The 20,136-nt window shown below is 45.2% G+C and carries 15 protein-coding genes; 12 read left to right on the forward strand and 3 right to left on the reverse strand.

From position 1 onward, the window contains the following. Positions 1-101 precede the first annotated feature (101 nt). From FW758_RS11535 to FW758_RS11555, 5 genes are all read left to right on the forward strand, one after another. A complete protein-coding gene (locus FW758_RS11535; RefSeq protein ID WP_012088673.1) occupies positions 102-1,046 on the forward strand; it encodes a porin in 945 nt (314 codons plus the stop codon). A 186-nt stretch (positions 1,047-1,232) separates the two neighbouring features. Next, positions 1,233-1,922, forward strand: a complete 690-nt coding sequence (phoB, locus tag FW758_RS11540; protein WP_006080904.1) for a phosphate regulon transcriptional regulator PhoB — start codon at positions 1,233-1,235, stop codon at positions 1,920-1,922. An 80-nt stretch (positions 1,923-2,002) separates the two neighbouring features. Then, positions 2,003-3,301 (forward strand): phosphate regulon sensor histidine kinase PhoR, encoded by a 1,299-nt coding sequence (phoR, locus tag FW758_RS11545; protein WP_446445452.1) that lies wholly within the window; start codon positions 2,003-2,005, stop codon positions 3,299-3,301. Between the two features lie 227 nt (positions 3,302-3,528). Further along, the gene (locus tag FW758_RS11550) at positions 3,529-4,500 is read left to right on the forward strand and encodes a PstS family phosphate ABC transporter substrate-binding protein (protein ID WP_006080906.1); all 972 of its coding nucleotides are present in this window, start codon (positions 3,529-3,531) and stop codon (positions 4,498-4,500) included. Between the two features lie 698 nt (positions 4,501-5,198). Next, positions 5,199-7,076 (forward strand): M1 family metallopeptidase, encoded by a 1,878-nt coding sequence (locus tag FW758_RS11555; RefSeq protein WP_446445453.1) that lies wholly within the window; start codon positions 5,199-5,201, stop codon positions 7,074-7,076. Between the two features lie 1,056 nt (positions 7,077-8,132). Here the strand turns inward: FW758_RS11555 and FW758_RS11560 are convergent. Next, complete coding sequence (locus tag FW758_RS11560; protein ID WP_446445454.1) at positions 8,133-8,618, reverse strand: glutathione peroxidase; 486 nt, start codon at positions 8,616-8,618, stop codon at positions 8,133-8,135. Positions 8,619-8,768: 150 nt separating this feature from the next. On the opposite strand from FW758_RS11560, the gene FW758_RS11565 reads away from it, so the two are divergent. The 3 genes from FW758_RS11565 (at position 8,769) to FW758_RS11575 (ending at position 11,488) form a co-directional block, all read left to right on the forward strand. Then, a complete protein-coding gene (locus tag FW758_RS11565) occupies positions 8,769-10,139 on the forward strand; it encodes a magnesium transporter (RefSeq protein ID WP_259573370.1) in 1,371 nt (456 codons plus the stop codon). Between the two features lie 140 nt (positions 10,140-10,279). After that, complete coding sequence (locus tag FW758_RS11570; RefSeq protein WP_011846298.1) at positions 10,280-10,783, forward strand: GNAT family N-acetyltransferase; 504 nt, start codon at positions 10,280-10,282, stop codon at positions 10,781-10,783. 165 nt (positions 10,784-10,948) lie between these two features. After that, entirely contained in the window at positions 10,949-11,488 is a 540-nt protein-coding gene (locus FW758_RS11575) for a YfaZ family outer membrane protein (protein ID WP_006085173.1), read from the forward strand. Positions 11,489-11,548: 60 nt separating this feature from the next. Here the strand turns inward: FW758_RS11575 and FW758_RS11580 are convergent, their stop codons facing one another. Next, on the reverse strand, positions 11,549-12,400 hold the full coding sequence (locus FW758_RS11580; RefSeq protein ID WP_011846299.1) for a DMT family transporter: 852 nt from the start codon (positions 12,398-12,400) through the stop codon (positions 11,549-11,551). A gap of 246 nt (positions 12,401-12,646) precedes the next feature. Here FW758_RS11580 and FW758_RS11585 point away from each other — a divergent pair, with 246 nt between their 5' ends. Further along, positions 12,647-14,320: a diguanylate cyclase gene (locus FW758_RS11585; RefSeq protein ID WP_446445455.1), complete on the forward strand. Its 1,674-nt coding sequence runs from the start codon at positions 12,647-12,649 to the stop codon at positions 14,318-14,320. A gap of 153 nt (positions 14,321-14,473) precedes the next feature. Here the strand turns inward: FW758_RS11585 and xseA are convergent, their stop codons facing one another. Next, positions 14,474-15,820: an exodeoxyribonuclease VII large subunit gene (gene xseA / locus FW758_RS11590; RefSeq protein WP_446445456.1), complete on the reverse strand. Its 1,347-nt coding sequence runs from the start codon at positions 15,818-15,820 to the stop codon at positions 14,474-14,476. Positions 15,821-15,940: 120 nt separating this feature from the next. Between xseA and guaB the strand changes: the two genes are divergently transcribed. The 3 genes from guaB (at position 15,941) to FW758_RS11605 (ending at position 20,133) form a co-directional block, all read left to right on the forward strand. Continuing rightward, positions 15,941-17,407: an IMP dehydrogenase gene (gene guaB / locus FW758_RS11595; RefSeq protein ID WP_006085677.1), complete on the forward strand. Its 1,467-nt coding sequence runs from the start codon at positions 15,941-15,943 to the stop codon at positions 17,405-17,407. A gap of 120 nt (positions 17,408-17,527) precedes the next feature. Continuing rightward, entirely contained in the window at positions 17,528-19,105 is a 1,578-nt protein-coding gene (guaA, locus tag FW758_RS11600; protein ID WP_311897874.1) for a glutamine-hydrolyzing GMP synthase, read from the forward strand. 371 nt (positions 19,106-19,476) lie between these two features. Further along, entirely contained in the window at positions 19,477-20,133 is a 657-nt protein-coding gene (locus FW758_RS11605; protein WP_446445457.1) for a hypothetical protein, read from the forward strand. The last annotated feature ends 3 nt before the right edge of the window (positions 20,134-20,136 follow it).

The following is a 20,136-nucleotide window of genomic DNA, read 5'->3' on the forward strand; positions in this document are numbered from 1 at the left end:
ACTAAACAGTCACAATTGAAATAAAACTGAAACACATTCATTGCACACTTTCGGTCGTTCCAAACCAATAACCAAGACGAACATAACGTCGAAAGGATTAAATGATGAACGTTTTTTGTAAAACTCTACTTGCTTCTGCGCTAGCTTCTGCAACTCTGGCTTCAGCTTATGCCGCTGAGCCACTGACTGTTTATGGTAAGTTGAATGTCACCGCTCAATCAAATGATGAGAAAGGTGATGCTACAACAACTATTCAAAGTAATGCTTCTCGTTTTGGTGTGAAGGGTAATTTCGAACTGTCTAGCTCGCTGGAAGCGTTCTACACAGTTGAATACGAAGTTGATACAGGTGCTGCGACTAGCGACAACTTTAAAGCTCGTAACCAATTTGTTGGCCTAAAAGGCGCATTCGGTTCGTTCTCAGTTGGTCGTAACGACACGCTGTTAAAAATCTCTCAAGGTAACGTTGACCAATTCAACGATTTATCTGGCGACTTAAAAAGCCTGTTCAAAGGCGACAACCGTTTAGGTCAAACTGCGACTTACTTATCTCCATCAATCAGCGGTTTTGTATTCGGTGCGACTTATGCTGCTGAAGGTGATGCTGACCAACAGGGTCAAGATGGTTTCAGCTTAGCCGCTATGTACGGTGACGCTAAACTGAAAAAATCACCTATCTATGCTGCTATAGCTTATGACTCAGATGTGAAAGGTTATGAAATCCTGCGTGCATCGGTTCAAGGTAAAATCGCTAATTTAACTTTAGGCGGTATGTACCAACAACAGGAAGAAACTTATAAAAACGCGCTGCCTGTAACGACCGATAGCGTTAATGGTTACCTGTTCAGTGCCGCTTACGATATCGATGCTGTTACTTTGAAAGCACAATATCAAGACATGGAAGACAAAGGTGATTCATGGTCAGTAGGTGCTGATTATGCACTGGCTAAACCTACTAAAGTCTTCGCTTTCTACACCAATCGTTCGTTAGAAGCGTCTACTGATGATGACAAATATATCGGTGTTGGCTTAGAACACAAATTCTAAATCCAGTATTAAGATTCAATTAAGGAGGCATATTGCCTCCTTTTTTATTGCTATAAACAAACAGTTATATAAACTTATTATGACAAATATTACTACTATATGGCTCAAACGGCGTGCTAATTCATAAATCTGTAATAAAAATGACTAATAATAGCCGTGTTGACATTCACTGACAGAAAATCACTTATGACTGCAAGGATATTGATAGTAGAAGACGAGTTAGCCATCCGCGAGATGCTGACTTTTGTAATGGAACAGCATGGGTTTACGACCTCTGCGGCGGAAGATTTTGATTCGGCCATTGCGCTGCTAAAGGAGCCTTACCCCGATCTGATTTTATTGGATTGGATGTTTCCTGGCGGAAGTGGTATTCAATTGGCGAAACGCTTGAAGCAAGATGAGTTCACGCGTCAAATTCCGATCATCATGTTAACTGCCCGCGGTGAAGAGGAAGATAAAGTCAAAGGTCTCGAAGTCGGCGCCGATGATTACATCACTAAACCTTTCTCCCCTAAAGAACTTGTCGCACGTATTAAGGCCGTATTGCGTCGCAGTGCACCGACTCGTTTAGAAGAAACCATTGATGTGCAGGGCTTAATGCTCGATCCTGTGAGCCACAGGGTGAGCGTAGGTGATACTGTATTAGATATGGGCCCAACCGAATTTCGTTTATTACACTTTTTCATGACCCACCCAGAACGTGTCTACAGCCGCGAACAGCTGCTCGACAATGTGTGGGGAACCAATGTGTATGTTGAAGACAGAACCGTTGACGTGCATATCAGACGCCTTCGTAAAGCCGTTGAAGAGTCTGGTCACGACCGCTTGATCCAAACGGTTCGTGGCGCAGGTTATCGTTTCTCTACACGCATTTAGTGCCGAATAAGTGTTAGGCACAAGTTAGCTTTTAGGCTATCTTGTGCTCCTCTTATTTAGCCTGATGTTTGGGTTTATTTATGTCTGACTCTTATTCAGGGTACCGGTTGTTTACGCGCTTAGCCTTATATCTACTGCTTTGTGCGCTAATAGGTTTATTGGTAGGGAAACTTCTCTGGATACTCTTTATCGGCATGCTAGGGCTGGTTTGCTGGCATTACCGACAATTATCACGGCTTAACTTTTGGTTATGGCGCGATAGGAAACTCACACCGCCGCAGGGCAGTGGGAGTTGGGAAGGGGTGTTTAATGGCATTTATCGCCTTCAAGGGAAAAATCGTCGACGTGTCGGTCAATTAGCCGCATTGTTGGCGCGATTCCGCCAAGGTGCAGAGGCGTTACCCGATGCAGCTGTGGTGCTCGATTCAGAGCATAATATTTTATGGTGCAACAAGTTAGCGCAGCTTATTCTCGGTTTTGTTTGGCCGCAGGATAATGGCCAACGTATTGATAACTTGATCCGCCATCCTGATTTTTCCGCTTATATTAAATCCGCACAATACAAAGAGCCGCTGGAGTTACCTTCGCCAGTATCGGATAGGCGTTTGCTTGAGATCCGTATCATGGCCTACGGTGATAGGCAGCTACTGTTAATTGCGCGGGATATCACTCGTATACGTCAGCTTGAGGGCATGCGTAAAGAGTTTGTCGCGAATGTGTCACATGAGCTGAAAACGCCGCTCACTGTGCTACAGGGTTACCTCGAAATGATGCAAAGCATGGCGGAACCCGATTCGATGAACGTGAAGCCGCTGGCCTTAATGCAGCAGCAGACGCGGCGAATGCAGTCCATGGTCGAACAGCTATTGATATTATCGCGGATTGAAGATGCGGCCGATATCAACCTCGAACATACAGTGAATATTACGCAACTGATGGAGGTGCTGAAGGAAGAAGCTAAAGCGCTGGCACAAGATAGATACGAGTTGAGCTTCTATTGCGAACCAGGGCTTGATTCCCATGGGAATGAATTGCAGCTTCGAAGCGCTTGTTCTAATTTGATTTCTAATGCGATTCGTTACACTGAACCCGGCGGCAAAATCACAGTGCAGTGGCGCAGTATGGCCACGGGAGCCATCTTTAGCGTAACGGATACGGGCGAAGGCATTGCGCCCCAGCACATAGGTCGATTAACTGAACGTTTTTATCGGGTAGACAGTGCGCGTTCAAGGCAAACCGGTGGCAGTGGTTTAGGTCTTGCGATTGTAAAGCATGCACTTAACCATCATCACAGTGAGCTTAAAATCAGCAGTGAATTGGGTAAAGGCAGTACCTTTAGCTTTGTTATTCCGTTGCATCTTATCGAGCGTAAGAAATAAATTGCTTGATTGAAATATTCGCAATTAATAATAAAAACAGGTCACTATGGCCTGTTTTTTATTTCTAGGGCTACTGAGTTCATTATTAATGACAGAAAAAATCGATATAACGCATTGTCATCTAAGTGTCACATTACGGACATAGAATTGTCATTGTAGCGATTGATACTGGCTGCGTCTGAAGAAACTTAAGTTACAAATTAGTTAGCTTACTACTGGAGCACATAATGAAACTGAAAAAGCTTGTCGGCGCGATTACCCTAACAGCCGCTGGTGTATTCTCTGCAACTGCGATGGCATCGATTGATCAATCTCTGCCAACCTATGAAAAAGCAAGTGGCGTGTCAGGCAACTTATCATCTGTAGGTTCAGATACGTTAGCCAACATGATGACACTTTGGGCTGAAGAATTTAAACAAATGTACCCTAACGTCAACATCCAGATCCAAGCGGCGGGTTCTTCTACTGCGCCACCAGCGTTGACAGAAGGCACTTCACAGTTCGGCCCAATGAGCCGCAAGATGAAGCCTAACGAAATTGAAGCGTTCGAAAAACATTATGGTTATAAGCCAACTGCGGTTCGCGTAGCTATCGATGCTTTAGCAGTATTCGTACATAAAGATAACCCAATCAAAGGTTTAAGCGTTGAACAAGTTGATGGTATTTTCTCTTCTACTCACAAATGTGGTAGCAGCGACATCCAACGTTGGGGCGAGCTGGGCTTAGACGGTAACTGGTCAGCTAAAGACGTTCAACTTTACGGTCGTAACTCTGTATCTGGTACTTACGGTTACTTTAAAGAGCACGCACTGTGTAAAGGCGACTTCAAAGCGAACGTGAACGAGCAACCAGGTTCTGCATCTGTTGTGCAATCTGTTTCTCAATCTCTAAACGCGATTGGTTACTCAGGTATCGGTTACAAAACTGCTGGTGTTAAAGCAGTTGCGATTGCTAAGAAAGGCGAAGAGTTTATCGAAGCAACTGCAGAAAACGCAGCTAACGGTACTTACCCACTATCACGTTACTTATATGTTTACGTGAACAAGCAACCAAACAAAGACTTAGCACCAATGGAAAAAGAATTCCTACGTTATGTGCTGTCTAAGCAAGGTCAGCAAGTGGTTGAGAAAGACGGTTATGTGACTCTGCCTAAGAGCGTAGTTGCTAAAGATTTAGAACAAGTGGGTATCCGCTTGTAAGCTAAACGGCTTGTTAATCAAGGACCTCCTTGGAGGTCCTTTTTTGTTTCTGGGGTTTTATCCGGGCGATGATGTTTGGTCATTCTGTCTGGTAGATTGCCAAATAAAAGGCATAAAAAAAGCAACCTAAATAGGTTGCTGTAAATTCCAATTCGGAATCTTGGGACGGTCGCGCTAGAAACCATCTAAAGGAGAATGATGATGAACGAAGAAACTCATTACAAAGATTCGGTTCATAATATCTGACTCAGCATCCTTAAATTAGTTCAGAGAAAGTGCGAAATATTTTAAATAATTTTGCATTTGTTTTTTTAAAGAGGTGTGAGCCTCGATTTTTTGCTCAGTTTGTACCTCGCAATTGGCGTCGTAGACTATTGCCCCGCAATTCTTGCATGACGCAAGAGAATCGATTGCAGCTCTGTGATTGCCGCCAAAGATAAATTGTTACAAAAACTCGCCGATAAGCTGATCTAAAACTCTGCTACGATTTGCCTCTGAGCAAATGTGCAGTCGATAATAATGGCTAATAATCTGTGATGAGTTATGGCTGTGAGTCGTTATAACAACGACAAGTTATGCAGTATTGCTCTACAGCTGCGTTCACTATTATGCATTCAAACTTACCCTTTACAATTGAGCCAGAGATAGGGGGCTAACGCCCATCGCCCTGTGCCCATAACTTGAATATTGAGGCGACAGTGTTACAACCAACTAAGACTAAGAATACCTTAGCGGATGCAACGACTTGGGATTTAACCCGAGATTACCATTCTTTTGCTAATACCGAACAAGTGCAAGTGAGACATGTCTCTTTGGATTTAGTGGTGGATTTTGACGCGCAGCGTCTTTTCGGTAAAGCGACGCTGTCCTTGGAATACCTTGAGCCCGATGTAACAGAGCTTTGGCTCGATAGCCGCGATCTAACCATACTCGCGGTTACTTCTGTGAATGATGCAGATAGCGTCAATGCCACTGATACAGTGAGTGTTTTAACAACAGAAAATGAGGAGCCGCTCGATTTTGTGCTGAGTGAAGCCAATTCCATTCTCGGGCAAAAATTATGTATCAGTTTACCAACGTCACCTTGCAAACAGGTTTGCATTCACTATCAAACCTCTCCCGCCGCCCAAGGATTACAGTGGCTAGCACCTGAGCAAACTGCGGGTAAACAGTTACCTTATCTCTTTAGCCAATCGCAACCGATCAATGCCCGCAGCTGGATCCCATTACAGGATACGCCTAAGGCGCGGATCACCTTCGAGGCTAAGGTGCAAGTGCCCAAAGGCATGCGCGCGGTTATGAGCGCGATGAATCATCCCGACGCGCCGCTTAATGGTGTGTTTCACTTTGAGATGGAGCGACCTATTCCGACCCATTTAATGGCGCTGGCCGTCGGTGATATTGCCTTTCAAGCGATAGGCCCAAGATGCGGGGTTTATACCGAGCCAAGTATGCTGGTCGCTGCTGCAACAGAGTTTGAAGATACCGAACATATGCTCGACGTTGCCGAGTCATTGTTAGGTCCTTATGTGTGGGATCGTTATGACATGATTATCTTGCCGCCGAGTTTCCCCTTTGGCGGGATGGAAAATCCACGTTTAGCCTTTTTAACGCCCACACTCATCGCCGGCGATAAAAGCTTGGTTTCCACCGTTGCCCATGAGTTAGCGCATTCGTGGACGGGCAATTTAGTCAGTAATGCAACTTGGCGAGATCTCTGGTTAAACGAGGGTTTCACTACTTACTTTACTAACCGTATCGTGGAAGCGGTTTACGGCAAAGAGCAGGCAGAGTTGGAGTGGGTGATAGAGTTTGGTCGCTTAAAAGAAGAAATGGCGTCTTTGCCTAAGGATAAACAAACCTTGCCCGCCAATGTGCAGCAGGGCGATCCCAACCTTGCCTTTAATCGTTTTACCTATGATAAAGCCTCGATGTTTGTCCATGATCTCGAGTGCAGGCTAGGGCGAGTGGCGTTCGATAAGTTTTTACGCAACTATGTGGATCATTTTGCCTTTAAGGCGATTACCACCGAAGTGTTTGTCGAATACGCGCAGCAAACCTTACTGCCATTACACTCAGATAAGATCACCGAAGCCGAGTTATTAACGTGGATTTATGGCGAAGGTTTGCCCGAGGGATATTGCGGACCAATATCCATGAGTTTAGATAAAGTTGATGATGCGCTGGCGAGTTTTTTACAGGGAACGGCCGCGAGTCGATTAAGCGTGAAAGATTGGCGTGTACATCATTGGCAGTATTTTCTGACCCAATTACCGGAAGTCGTCAGCCAAGTGCAACTGATGGATCTGGATGAAACATTCCAATTCACCCAATCGACCAATGCGGAAATTGCCTGTGATTGGTTTAGGGTGGCGATTCGCAATCATTACGACCCTGTGTTGCCGGCTTTAAGTGCTTATTTAGTGCGTATTGGACGCGGTAAATTTGTGCGGCCACTTTATGCTGAGCTGCAAATCGCGGGGTATCATACTGAATTAAAAGATATCTATACAAAGGCTCGCGCAGGCTATCACCCTTCGATTCAAGTTCAATTAGACAAGTCGCTAATATTATAGACATTTAGGCGATTATAGCGATTTAGGTGCGTATAGAAATTTAGGCAAAAAAAATGGCAACCTAAGGTTGCCACAAGGAAATCAGTGCGGGATACAAATAGAACTCAGTGCGCTAGCGTGTTTTCTATTGTGTCCCAAAAGGGAGATGATGATGAACGACCAACTAATTAGACTCAATGCGATAAAACAGAAACTGTGTCATTTGAGTGAATGAAACTGTGACTCCACATATTTCATTCTCAAGGTGCATTTAATCTTATCCGTTAATCCTTACCTATACTCAGAGTCGCCATTTTTAATTAAGTTCACCGATATCAGAAAAAAATCTCAAAAAGTTTAAAAGATTTTCTGAGGTATTTTTCTGGTAAATATTGAGTGCTCACACTTAAGTGCTACATTTGTTTTACATTAAAATCATAGCAATAAAAATTAAAAGCGTGTCAGCTTATTAATCTATGAGCTAGCGTTAGCGCTTGTTGAAATTTGAGCAAAAAAAATGGCAACCTAAGGTTGCCACAAGGAAATCAGTGCAGGATACAAGTAGAATTCAGTGCGCTAGCGTGTTTTCTATTGTGTCCCAAAAGGGAGATGATGATGAACGACCAACTAATTAGACTCAATGCGATAAAACAGAAACTGTGTCATTTGAGTAGATGAAACTGCGACTTCACATATTTCATTCTCAAGGTGCATTTAATCTTATCCGTTAATCCTTACCTATAGTCAGAGTCGCCATTTTTAATTAAGTTCATCGATATCGCAAAAAAACACCAAAAAGTTTAAAAAAGAATTTCTGAGAGATAAAAAGCAGTTGAAATGAGACATTTATTTTACATATAAATCATTGGGATAAAAAAAGGCAACCCAATGGTTGCCTAGTGACCTATTCCTAGGTCAAGGGGGCCGCGCTAGAAGCCCCAGGGAGATGATGAACATGAAAAAGACATTCACTGTTCAATACATTTGAGGGGGCTTGTACGGTTAAAGTTCCATAAAAAAGTTAAAATAAATCTAAATTTTTATAAAACGCAAAATTTCAAATAGATAGCTAGTAAATTATTTTAGCAAAGCGGCAATTTTACTTTCTAACGCTTCGGGTTTCGTGGTCGATGCAAATCGTTCAATCGCTTCGCCTTGGCGATTAACTAAAAATTTGGTGAAATTCCATTTGATACCTTGAGTGCCTAATACACCGGGAGCGGCTTTCTTAAGGTATTGATAAAGTGGATGGGTGTGTTCGCCATTCACTTCTATTTTAGAAAATAGTGGAAATGTCACGCCAAAATTCAATTCACAAAAGGCTTGAATACCTTGTTCATCGGCTTTTTCTTGGGCGCCAAATTGATTGCAAGGAAAGCCCAAAATCACTAATCCTCGACCTTTATATTCTTGATATAACGCTTCTAATCCCTTGTATTGCGGTGTAAACCCACATTCACTGGCGGTGTTAACGATCAAGAGTACTTTGCCTCGATACTGCTCTAAACTTACCGCGTTGCCTTGAATGTCTGTCGCTGATTGGCTGTATATATTCGTAGTCATGTTCACCTCCATAGGATCTTAGTCAACAGCATAAACTTAAAAATGATTTCCAGCAATCTAGTTGTGCGCAATTTATTTTGTGGGTTTGCTAATTTACTTAATTATCAATATAGTTACAGCAATTTTGTAGCTAAAGAAAAGGGCATCTGTGTGACAGAAAATGACGCAGAATACGAAACAAACATGCAAGCGGACGTGGGGCAGGTTGTTCAACAACTCACTGAAGTTGAAGGCGAAGAACAAGCTGAAGTGTTTAGCGAAATTTTGAATGACTCAGAACCTGGAACCATAGCCTTAGCGCTTGAATCCTTGCCCTTGGATGAGCGTTACGAGCGTTGGCAGCAAGTTGAATTTGCTGACCGAGTGACAGTGTTGAGCTTAATGCGTGCCGATCCGCGCATGGGGATCCTTAAACGGATGCCCGACAATGAAGTGGACTTGCTATTTGCCCAGTTAAGCCCAGAAGATTTAATTGAGTGGAGTGATTATCTCCCTGAAAGTTTTACCGATCGCGCCTTGGCCCAGATGGGCGAGCGTCAGCGACAACGATTCGAACTCTACGATCAGTACTCTGAGAATGAAATCGGCCGTTATACCGATCATCAAATGTTGGTGCTCAGTGATAAGGCGAGCGTTGCGCAGGCACAGCGCTTTTTCCGCCGTATTGAACTCGATTGTAACGACAATTTGTTTATCGTTGATGATCAGGATAAGTATCAAGGCACAGTGCGTCGGTATGACATTTTTAAACATAATCCCGATGAATTATTGATTTCACTCTTGTCCGAGGATAGCCGTGCGTTATCCGCTGACACAAGTTTATTGGAAGCGGCCGAAGCGATAGAGCACAGCCGCGAAATCGAATTGCCTGTGATCGATGAGTCTGGAGAGTTAATTGGTCGCGTGACGTTGCGAACTGCGACCGCTTTAGTGCGTGAACATTATGAAGCGCAATTGATGGCGACTGCAGGTATGGATGAGTCCGACGACTTGTTCGCGCCGATTATGAAAGGCGCCCAGCGCCGCGCTGTGTGGCTCGGGATCAATTTGCTGACAGCTTTCCTCGCTTCGGCGACGATTGGCTTATTTGAAAATGTGTTATCCCAAGTGGTCGCGTTAGCGGTATTGATGCCGATTGTGGCTTCTATGGGCGGCATTGCGGGTAGTCAGTCGTTGACGCTGATGATCCGCGGCATGGCTATGGGACAGATTTCAGCGGGTAATTTGTTTTCGTTAATGAAGAACGAACTCGGCATTGGCGTAGTTAACGGTTTTTTGTGGGCGATAGTCATAGGTTTAGTCGCGGGCTGGTGGTTCGGTGAAGCGACCATAGGCATAGTGATTGGCTGCGCAATTTTGATTAACATGGCCGTGGCAGCAATTGCTGGTGTGGTCGTGCCTATGGTGCTGCAGAAGTTTAACCAAGATGCGGCGCTGTCGGGTTCAGTGATCTTAACCACAGTGACAGATGTGGTTGGCTTCTTTACTTTCTTAGGTATGGCGACCCTCTTGTATCTGTAGTGCATTGGTATATAAACAGTTATATCAATAGTGCTCTGTTAGATTTGTAGTGTGAGAGTGATAGCGAAGTGGGATATGAGTGCACAGCTAAGTGGCGTGCATTCCCCGTATGTTGGCAACATTAACGGTTTAATCTGGATATGAGTGACATTCAGTTTGTAATAAGTGAACAGTTAGAGGAATTAGCGCTGGCGGCACAATTGATTGATGGGCGTGATGATAACGCCCATCCGCTGGACCATCAGGTATTTTTCGATTCTCGTGCGGTGATCTTAGCGAAAACTCTTGAGGGCGAGATAGTCGGTTGCGCTGCGATAAAAGCCGGTAAAGGCACTGTCGGTGAATTGGGTTATCTGGTGGTGTCGCCCCATTATCGACGTCAAGGCATAGCTCAAGGTTTAACGCAAAAACGTATCGAAGTGGCGAAGGCTTTAGGGATCTCGATTTTATACGCCACTATTCGCGCCGAGAACACCTCGAGCCAAGCCAATTTGTTGAAGGCGGGCTTTCAATTTTGGCGTGATTATTTGAGTATCCGCGGTACGGGCAACACAGTGGGTTGGTATTATTTAGCCTTAAGTGCCAATGTCGACGCTGAAGCGATAATGCTGTCTTTAGTGGGTGATCGTATTCAAGCAGTATAATTGTGCTGTAAGTGAAAAGACTTAGATCTTCAGCTGTTTCAAGTTTGTTTTGCATTTGTATATCCCTCGCAAATTATCCCCATTTATACGCAAATAGGCTGATTTTCTTTATTTATTCGGTATGATCCGCGGCTATTACCCACAGTCATTTATTGAGGTGTTTTTATGGCTAAGTTCAGAGTAGCAAGTGTTTTATTATTGAGTGCGGCAGCGCTGCAAGTGAATGCGTCAGAATTTAATCTTGGGTTGAACAACGATGTGGTTTCTACTGAGTTAGAACTGCAATTGAGCAAAGATACTAACGCAGTGTTAGGTTATATCTATGCTGACGAGGGTGGCCATATTGCCCAAGGTGCAATGCACATGACCCATGATGTGGGTGTGCATCACTTTGAAGTTGGCGCTAAGTTAAGTCAGCTTTGGTCTGACTATTCTCCAAATGGTAGCGCCATTTCTGTTGGTGGCCGTTATGCGCTATCTATGGGACCTAATATTTCATTACACGCCGCCGCTTACTACGCACCGTCAGTCTTATCGTTTGGTAATGTTGATGGTCAATATGAGCTCGATTCAAAAGTGCAATACCGCGTAACGCCAAACATGGCGTTTTATGTTGGTTATCGCAAGATTGCCTATGAGTACGATAATGCGCGCGATTTCACTTTCGAAGATGGCGTGTATATTGGCGGTAAATTCCGCTTCTAAAACAAATCGTTTTGATCTCGCTGCGTTAACTTAGCAGTCGATGTAAAGAGCCGGCCGAGGTCAACTTCGCCGGCTTTTCCATTTTGCTTTTAGCTCGCTGTAGCTGGGCAATATGGATGAGAAAATGACTAATCCGATACCGATCAACATCACTAGGCTGAGTTCTTCATCGAGTATCCACCAGCCGAACAAGGCCGCAAAAATCAATCCGGTATATTCTACAGGCGCCATTTGGCTCGCATCGGCACGTCGATAGGCGTGAATGATGAGATAGGTCATGCCAATATAAAATAGTCCTAACGTTAATCCCACCTGCGCCACTGGCAAACTAAAATCAGCGCCTTCGTATAAGGTCGCCGGTATCAGAAATATCATCGCAAAGGCATTAGACCAAAAGAGCATAGAGAAAGGATGTTCATGGGTCGAATAGGCCTTTAAAATCAAACTATTCAATGCCGACGTCATGGCACCGAAAAAGGCTAAACCTATATACAGGTTAAACTCTGTTGGTTGGCTGATAAGTAAAATGCCAGTAAAACCAATGATCCCCGCAACTGAGCGTCGATAGCCTATGCGTTCATGCAAAAATAACGCAGAAAGCACGAGGAGTAACAAAGGTGAGGTATAAATCACGGCGGTTACCGTTGCGAGGGGTAGATGCAAAATGGCAAGCATAAAAATGGCATTGCCGAGTCCAATCAATAGGGCGCGGGCAAGATGCACTTTGTAATAAGGGCTAAGTTTGAGATTACCCTGCAAGCGCCACACAAAAGGCAGCACTAGCAAGGTGGCAAAGAGTTGTCTGTAGAGCACCAGTTGGAACACGGGGGCATCATTTTCAAGCAACTTGACCAAGAGGTTGCCACTGGCAATCAGGAGTTGTGCGGCTAAAATCATCAATAGAGGCTGCATAGGATCCCAGCAAAAAATAAGTCAGTATTAAGTTGTATTTTGGATTTCAGGCCACGGTTTGGACTTTGAGATTAAAATAGCTCCATACGGCATGGGATATTCGACTAATTTAGCCTAACTGATTGTAAAAAACTAAATGTGGCCATAAAGTTAACCTACAATTCCAACTATCGACTAAGATTGACAGCATTAGCATTTACTTCATAGCTGTATAAATGATCTATGGCCCTTTAACTTAATAAGCCGATGAACAAACTTAAACAAACCCTATTTTGGTGTTTTTTACTTTTTATATGGACATTAAGTCCCTCTGTATTAAGCGCTGAAATTGCGTTGGACTCGCCGTATTTGTTCCATGCTCAAGCGGATCAACAGCCCCCAAAACAGTTTGATGCCGTGCCCCATTGGATGGGCCAACTCGACGAAGCTAACTCTGTGAGTTTAACCGGCGGTGACTATTGGATGATCACGCCTGTGATGGTCAATCAACGTCAGTCGAATTGGGTAGTGGATGCGAGTAATTCGATTATCGAATCCGTAGATTATTGGATACTCGGCAGTGATGGCAGTTCACAGCATGCCCACAGCGGCTACAGTGCCCCCTACGAATTTTTATTTGATTATGGCCGCAAGGTCACCTTGAATATGGGCACGGATTATTGGCTATTGGTTAAGCTCAGTAGCCGTTATTATTCATCGCCTCCCGAGATTGCCCTGCAAAGTGTGACGGATCATCAGTTGATGTCTGATCGCCTCGCCATGGCAGTGCTGCTGTGCTTAGGCGGTTTATTGTTTATCGCCTTATATAATCTTCTGATTTATATCTCTATTCTCGATAAAGCTTTTCTTTATTATGGCCTTTATGTCTTCGCGTATTTTGCTGGCTGGGCACTGACCTTCCATTTGCCGGCGCACTTGTTTAATTTCCATTACCTTGAGTTGCACCATCTGTTTTTTATCAGTTTGCCGATTTTTAATATCATGTTTTACAAGCACTTCTTGCAGCTGCCTAGCTACTCACCACGATTGTGGCGCCTTAGTCAGTATTTGATGTTTGCTTGTATTGTTGCTTTGCCGACCAGTATTTGGTTGTTGCCCTATACGGCGATTATTGCCTCAGTGCTGATCATGCTGTGGATTGCCTTAGCGATTACCTGCGGTAATGTGTGCTTGATGAAAGGCTTTGCCCCAGCGCGTTATTTTATTCTCGCCTTTACTTGTTTACTCTTGCCTGCGGTGATTATTTTGCCCGGGAATATGGGGCTAACACCTGATTTTATCGAACATGCGGAGCTGGCGACGCTGATGGGCGGCACGGCTGATGCGCTGCTATTGTCCTTAGCGTTAGCGAATAAGCTTAAGTTACTCGCAGAGGAACGTAAGGCGCATATTGAAGAGCTCGCAATTGCGTGGGAAAAGGCCCGCTTAGATGGGTTGACCCGAGTCGGTAATCGTTATGCTTTTGATGAATATATGAATTCGCAATTAGGCTTCGCCGATAAAGTGGTGCAGCCTATGGCTTTAGCGCTATTGAATATCGATAGCCTGAAAAGTGTTAACGAAACGCTCGGCCATCAAGAGGGCGATAGATTACTGCAAGTGGTAGTGCAGTTATTGCAAGCAACGGACTTAGCGCATTTAAAGCTTTATCGTATTAGTGGTGATGAGTTTGTGGTTGTGACGCCTTCGGTGGGGATCCCGCTATTGCTGAGTTCGTTAAATGGGTTAGCCGAACAATTAGCCAGCCAAGGCTTTAAGGATTGTCAGTGTAGTTTTGGGATCTCGTTAAACTCTGAGGTGGCCGATCCCCACGAGTGGCTGCGTTCGGCAGACACTAACTTGTACCAATCGCGAATGGATAAGCGCCGCCAAGAGTATGCCGATACGCGTGGGGTCGATGTGAGACTGCATTTAAGCTAGCCAATTCAGCATTCAATAAAACCATTTGCATGGGATGCTAGAACAAAACTAGACAACATAGAAAGGCGCAGATAAATTCTGCGCCTTATTGTTTTCACCTTAAGTATAAAATTGCTTATCTAAGCTATAAATATCAGTATTCTAACTATCAACTTATTCAAGCAGCTTTATCTGTGTGACGGTTGATATCACTTGCCCGTGGCGTAAGCGGGTTTGCAGGCTATCACCGATTGTCAGCTTATCCGTGGAGTCGACCACTTGATTGTGGATGTCAGTGGTGATGCTGTAGCCACGGCTCAAGGTAGCAAGCGGACTGACGGTTTCGAGTTGATGGGCCGCGTATTTTATCCGTTGCTCACTTTGACTGAGTTTGTCCTGCAATGCATCCTGTAAGCGACTCGCAAGATAACTTAGGCGGTTACCCTCAATGGCGAGCTTATGCTTGGGAGATTGCTGTTCAAGGCGACTTGCGAGCAACTGCTGACGGCGGCTGAGTATGTGCAAGCGATTCGACTGCGCCGACTCCAGTCTTAATTGCATCTCATCGAATCTTTGCTCGAACTGCTGCAAGGTCCGTTTGGGATCTTGGCGCTGCAGTCTGTGCTCAAGCAAACTGAGTCGCCTTTCTTGCTTAAGTTGATAATGTTTCGCACTTTGTTGCAGGCGCGATAAAGCTGTTGCGAGTTTTTGCGCCTTATTGTCGCTATCTTGGGATAACAACTCTGCACCTGCAGACGGTGTTGGGGCGCGAATATCAGCAACGTAATCACTGATGGTGGTGTCGACTTCGTGGCCGACGGCGCTGACCACGGGCAGGGCGCTGTTATAAATTGTGTGGGCGAGGGCTTCGCTGTTAAAACACCACAAATCCTCAAGCGAACCGCCGCCGCGGGTGAGCAGTAAGACATCGACTTCTAAACGCTGGTTGGCGATATTGATTGCCTGACAAATACTCTGCGCTGCAGTTTCACCTTGAACTTGAGTCGGATAGATAATGACTTCGATTGAAGGGTCGCGCCTTGCGAGTACGTGTAAGACATCGCGAATCGCTGCGCCGGTTGGCGAAGTAATAACGCCAATGCGTTGGATGTTTTTTGGCAGCGGTCTTTTGGTGTCGGCGGCGAATAATCCTTCGGCGGCGAGCTTCATTTTGAGAGCATCGAACTGCTGGGCGAGTAGTCCATCCCCTGCTGGCAGCATGGACTCAATCAATAATTGATAGTCGCCTCTGGGTTCATACACGCTGATCGCGCCTTTGACTAACACTTGCTGACCATTGATGGGCTTAAAGCTGACCGTTTGGTTACGGCCTTTAAACATGGCACAACGGATCTGGGAAGAGTGGTCTTTTAAGGTGAGATACCAATGACCTGAGCTGGGGGAGGAAAAGTTGGATATTTCACCATTTAGCCAAATTTTACCCAGTTGTCCCTCGAGAATTTGTCTGACTTCACCATTGAGTCGCGAGACAGTATAAATATTGTTTTTGGCGCCTTGCATCGAATTACTCAATTAAATGGGGATATTTGCTATTTTCCATTTACCAGTGCCGATATGCAAGGTATAATCCCGCCGCAATATTTCACCTCTAAATCCTACTCAACTGGGGAGATGTTGCATATGCTACGTTTAATTAAAGAAGCGCTTACTTTTGACGATGTGTTGCTTGTTCCTGCGCATTCGACTGTACTCCCAAATACCGCCATTCTTAAAACTCGCCTGACCAATACCATTGAATTGAATATCCCACTTGTGTCTGCCGCTATGGACACAGTTACCGAAGCTCGTCTTGCGATCGCTATGGCGCAGGAAGGCGGCTTAGGCTTTATTCATAAAAACATGAGCATTGAAAAACAAGCCGAAGAAGTTCGTAAAGTAAAAATTTACGAAGCGGGCGTGGTTCAACAACCTGTAACTGTGACGCCATCAACGACCTTAGCCGATCTGAAAGTGTTAACACTGAAGAATGGTTTTGCGGGTTATCCAGTGGTTAACGAAGCAAACGAGCTGGTCGGTATCATTACTGGCCGTGACGTACGTTTCGTGACGGATTGGAGCAAAACGGTAGAAGAAGTGATGACGCCTAAAGCGCGTTTAGTCACTGTTGCCGAAGGCACTAAATTAGATGAAGTGCAAAAATTGATGCACTCACACCGTATCGAAAAAGTGCTTGTGGTTGATGATAACTATAAGCTGAAAGGCCTCATCACAGTTAAAGACTTCGAGAAAGCCGAACGTAAACCTAACGCCTGTAAAGATGAGTTAGGCCGTTTACGTGTTGGCGCTGCAGTTGGTGCGGGCGCAGGTAACGAGGAGCGTGTTGACGCACTCGTTAAAGCTGGCGTTGATGTATTACTTATCGATTCTTCACACGGACATTCAGAAGGCGTTTTACAACGCATTCGTGAAACCCGCGCTAAACATCCTGATTTGCAAATTATCGGTGGTAACGTTGCCACGGCTGAAGGCGCATTAGCGCTGGTCGAAGCCGGCGTTAACGCAGTTAAAGTCGGTATTGGCCCTGGTTCTATCTGTACGACTCGTATCGTAACTGGTGTTGGCGTGCCACAAATCACAGCCGTTTCAGATGCTGCCGCAGCTATGAAGAGCCTAGGTATTCCTGTGATTGCCGATGGTGGTATTCGTTTCTCTGGTGACTTAGCCAAAGCATTAGCCGCGGGTGCATCTTGCATCATGGCGGGCTCAATGTTTGCGGGAACTGAGGAAGCGCCAGGCGAAACTGAACTCTATCAAGGCCGTGCGTATAAATCCTACCGTGGTATGGGTTCTTTAGGCGCTATGTCTCAAGGCTCATCTGACCGCTATTTCCAATCAGATAATGCTGCCGACAAGTTAGTCCCAGAAGGTGTTGAAGCGCGCGTGCCTTACAAAGGCAAGTTGAAGGAAATCATCCATCAACATATGGGCGGTCTGCGTTCATGCATGGGCTTAACGGGTTGTGCCACCATTCTAGAACTGAATGAAAAAGCCCAATTTGTGAAAGTGACTTCAGCAGGCATGGGCGAGTCTCACGTGCACGATGTGACTATCACTAAAGAAGCGCCGAACTACCGTTCAGGTTCTTAATCGTTTGATAAGAGGGGCGGCGATAGGCCGCCCCCTTTGTAAAGCGTGTGATCCAATACTCAAGGCTGGCTCTCGCCGCGTTGAGCAATGTTAAAACAATAGATGAGATAAAGGTTACCCATGAGCGATATTCATGAGCACAAGATACTGATCCTCGATTTTGGATCTCAGTACACTCAACTGATTGCCCGTCGTATCCGTGAAATCGGTGTGTACTGTGAATTATGGGCTTGGGATGTAACAGAAGCCCAAATCCGCGAATTTGCCCCGAACGGTATTATTCTTGCTGGCGGACCTGAAAGTGTAACGGCTGAAAACTCGCCGCGTGCGCCTGAATACGTATTTACTGCGGGCGTGCCTGTACTGGGCATTTGCTACGGCATGCAAACCATGTCTGAGCAGCTGGGCGGTAAAGTGATCCAAGGTGTGGGTGAAGGTGAATTCGGCTACGCTCAAATTGAAATGCTGACAGATTCCTTGCTATTCAAAGGCATTGAAGACGCAGTTAATAGCGAAGGCAAACCCTTACTCGACGTATGGATGAGCCACGGCGATAAAGTGTCGGCCATTCCTGAAGGGTTTGTGGCAGTTGCTAAAACGGACACTTGCCCATTTGCTGCTATGGCAAACGAAGAGAAGCAATTCTTCGGCGTACAGTTCCACCCTGAAGTGACCCACACTCGGCAAGGCATGCGGATGTTATCGCACTTTGCCTTAGACATTTGTGGCTGTGCGGCTAACTGGAAACCTTCCTCTATCATCGAAGATGCGATTGAGCGCTTGAAGAAGCAAATCGGCGATGATGAGGTGATTTTAGGGCTATCGGGCGGTGTCGATTCGTCGGTTGTGGCTATGTTGCTGCACCGCGCTATCGGCAAAAAACTGACCTGCGTATTCGTTGATAACGGTTTATTACGTTTGAACGAAGCCGAGCAAGTGATGGAAATGTTTGGCGATCATTTCGGCCTGAATATCATTCACGTTGATGCGGAAAACCGTTTCCTCGACGCGATGAAAGGCGAAGCCGATCCAGAAGCTAAGCGTAAGATCATCGGCCGCGTATTCGTGGAAATTTTCGATGAAGAATCGAAAAAATGCGCCAATGCCAAATGGTTAGCGCAAGGCACGATTTATCCAGACGTGATTGAATCTGCTGGCAGTGCCACAGGCAAAGCACATGTGATTAAATCTCACCATAACGTTGGCGGTTTGCCAGCCGATATGGAACTGGGATTAGTTGAGCCACTGCGCGAACTGTTTAAAGATGAAGTGCGCAAAATTGGTCTTGAGTTAGGTCTGCCATACAACATGCTTTATCGTCACCCGTTCCCAGGACCAGGTCTTGGTGTGCGCGTATTAGGTGAAGTGAAGAAAGAATACTGTGACTTATTGCGCCGCGCCGATGCTATCTTCATCGAAGAACTGCATAAAGCCGACCTGTACAATAAAGTCAGCCAAGCCTTTACCGTGTTCTTACCTGTACGCTCAGTCGGTGTTATGGGTGATGGCCGTAAATATGATTGGGTTGTGTCACTGCGCGCCGTTGAAACCGTTGATTTTATGACGGCCCATTGGGCACATCTGCCCTATGATTTCTTAGGTCGTGTGTCTAACCGCATCATCAACGAAGTCGATGGTATTTCCCGTGTGGTTTACGATATTTCTGGCAAGCCACCAGCGACTATCGAATGGGAATAGCCCAAATATAAATAGCTAATAAAATACTATTTATGGTTTATCTCAATGCCAGTCATTTTATTGACTGGCATTTTTTATTGGGGTAACGATATTGACTCAAAAAACAAGGTGATCCACAAATCTGAAGCAGTCAGTATCGCTTTGTACGCAAACAGCAGTCCTTTGATGGAGTAATTATATAAGGCTGCACTTTATTACGAATGCGGGATTGTGTACCGCTATGTGGGTTAACATATCTAATTTGCAAGGTTTTCCTCCTTAAACTTCTTTTTAATCATTATGCTAAGAGCTGTTATTATCGAATTATTGATTATCCAATAAAATTATCTTGCTCTCGATAGGGTTAACAAGATGTTCAGCTGAGGATTACCGTGGCAATTTTTGATATTGAGAAAGACGAATTACTCCGACTCTCCGATACTCAGCTCGAAGAGTTGATTGCTCGCCTTGCCGAGGCTGAAATAGCTGCGCAGGGACATAGCCCTGCATATGTAAACTGGTCAGGCTCAATTAATGCTCCTGATGGTGGCATTGATATTCACGTTCAAGTCCCCGTCGAACAGCTGAGCACAGGTTTTCTTGAAAGACCCAACACAATTCTTCAGGCCAAAAAGCATTCAATGCCGAGGGCTGCGATCATCAAGGAAATGGTCACCGCTGGGAAACTGTCACTGACCATCTCTGAACATGCCAAAAGAGGTGGGAGCTATATCATTGTCAGCTTAGGTGATGATTGCTCTCCTCCTATGAAGAGGGACCGCCTCAAAGCAATGCGAGATGCCGTAGCGGATGATCCTAATAGTGACAATCTTTACTTGGACTTCTACGACCGTTCTAAACTGGCTCAATGGGTACGGCAACATCCGTCAGTCATGCTCTGGACAAAAAGAAATCTCGGTCAGGGATATTCAGGTTGGCAGCCATACGGCGCATGGAGCAATCCACCAGAGGGGACGCCTGACACCTTGATTTCAGCCTCGGGAGTCACTGTGACTGCCGTCAGGCTGGGGGCAACAGCTCAGCATTAATGA

The sequence above is a fragment of the Shewanella sp. 1180_01 genome, assembly GCF_052850535.1.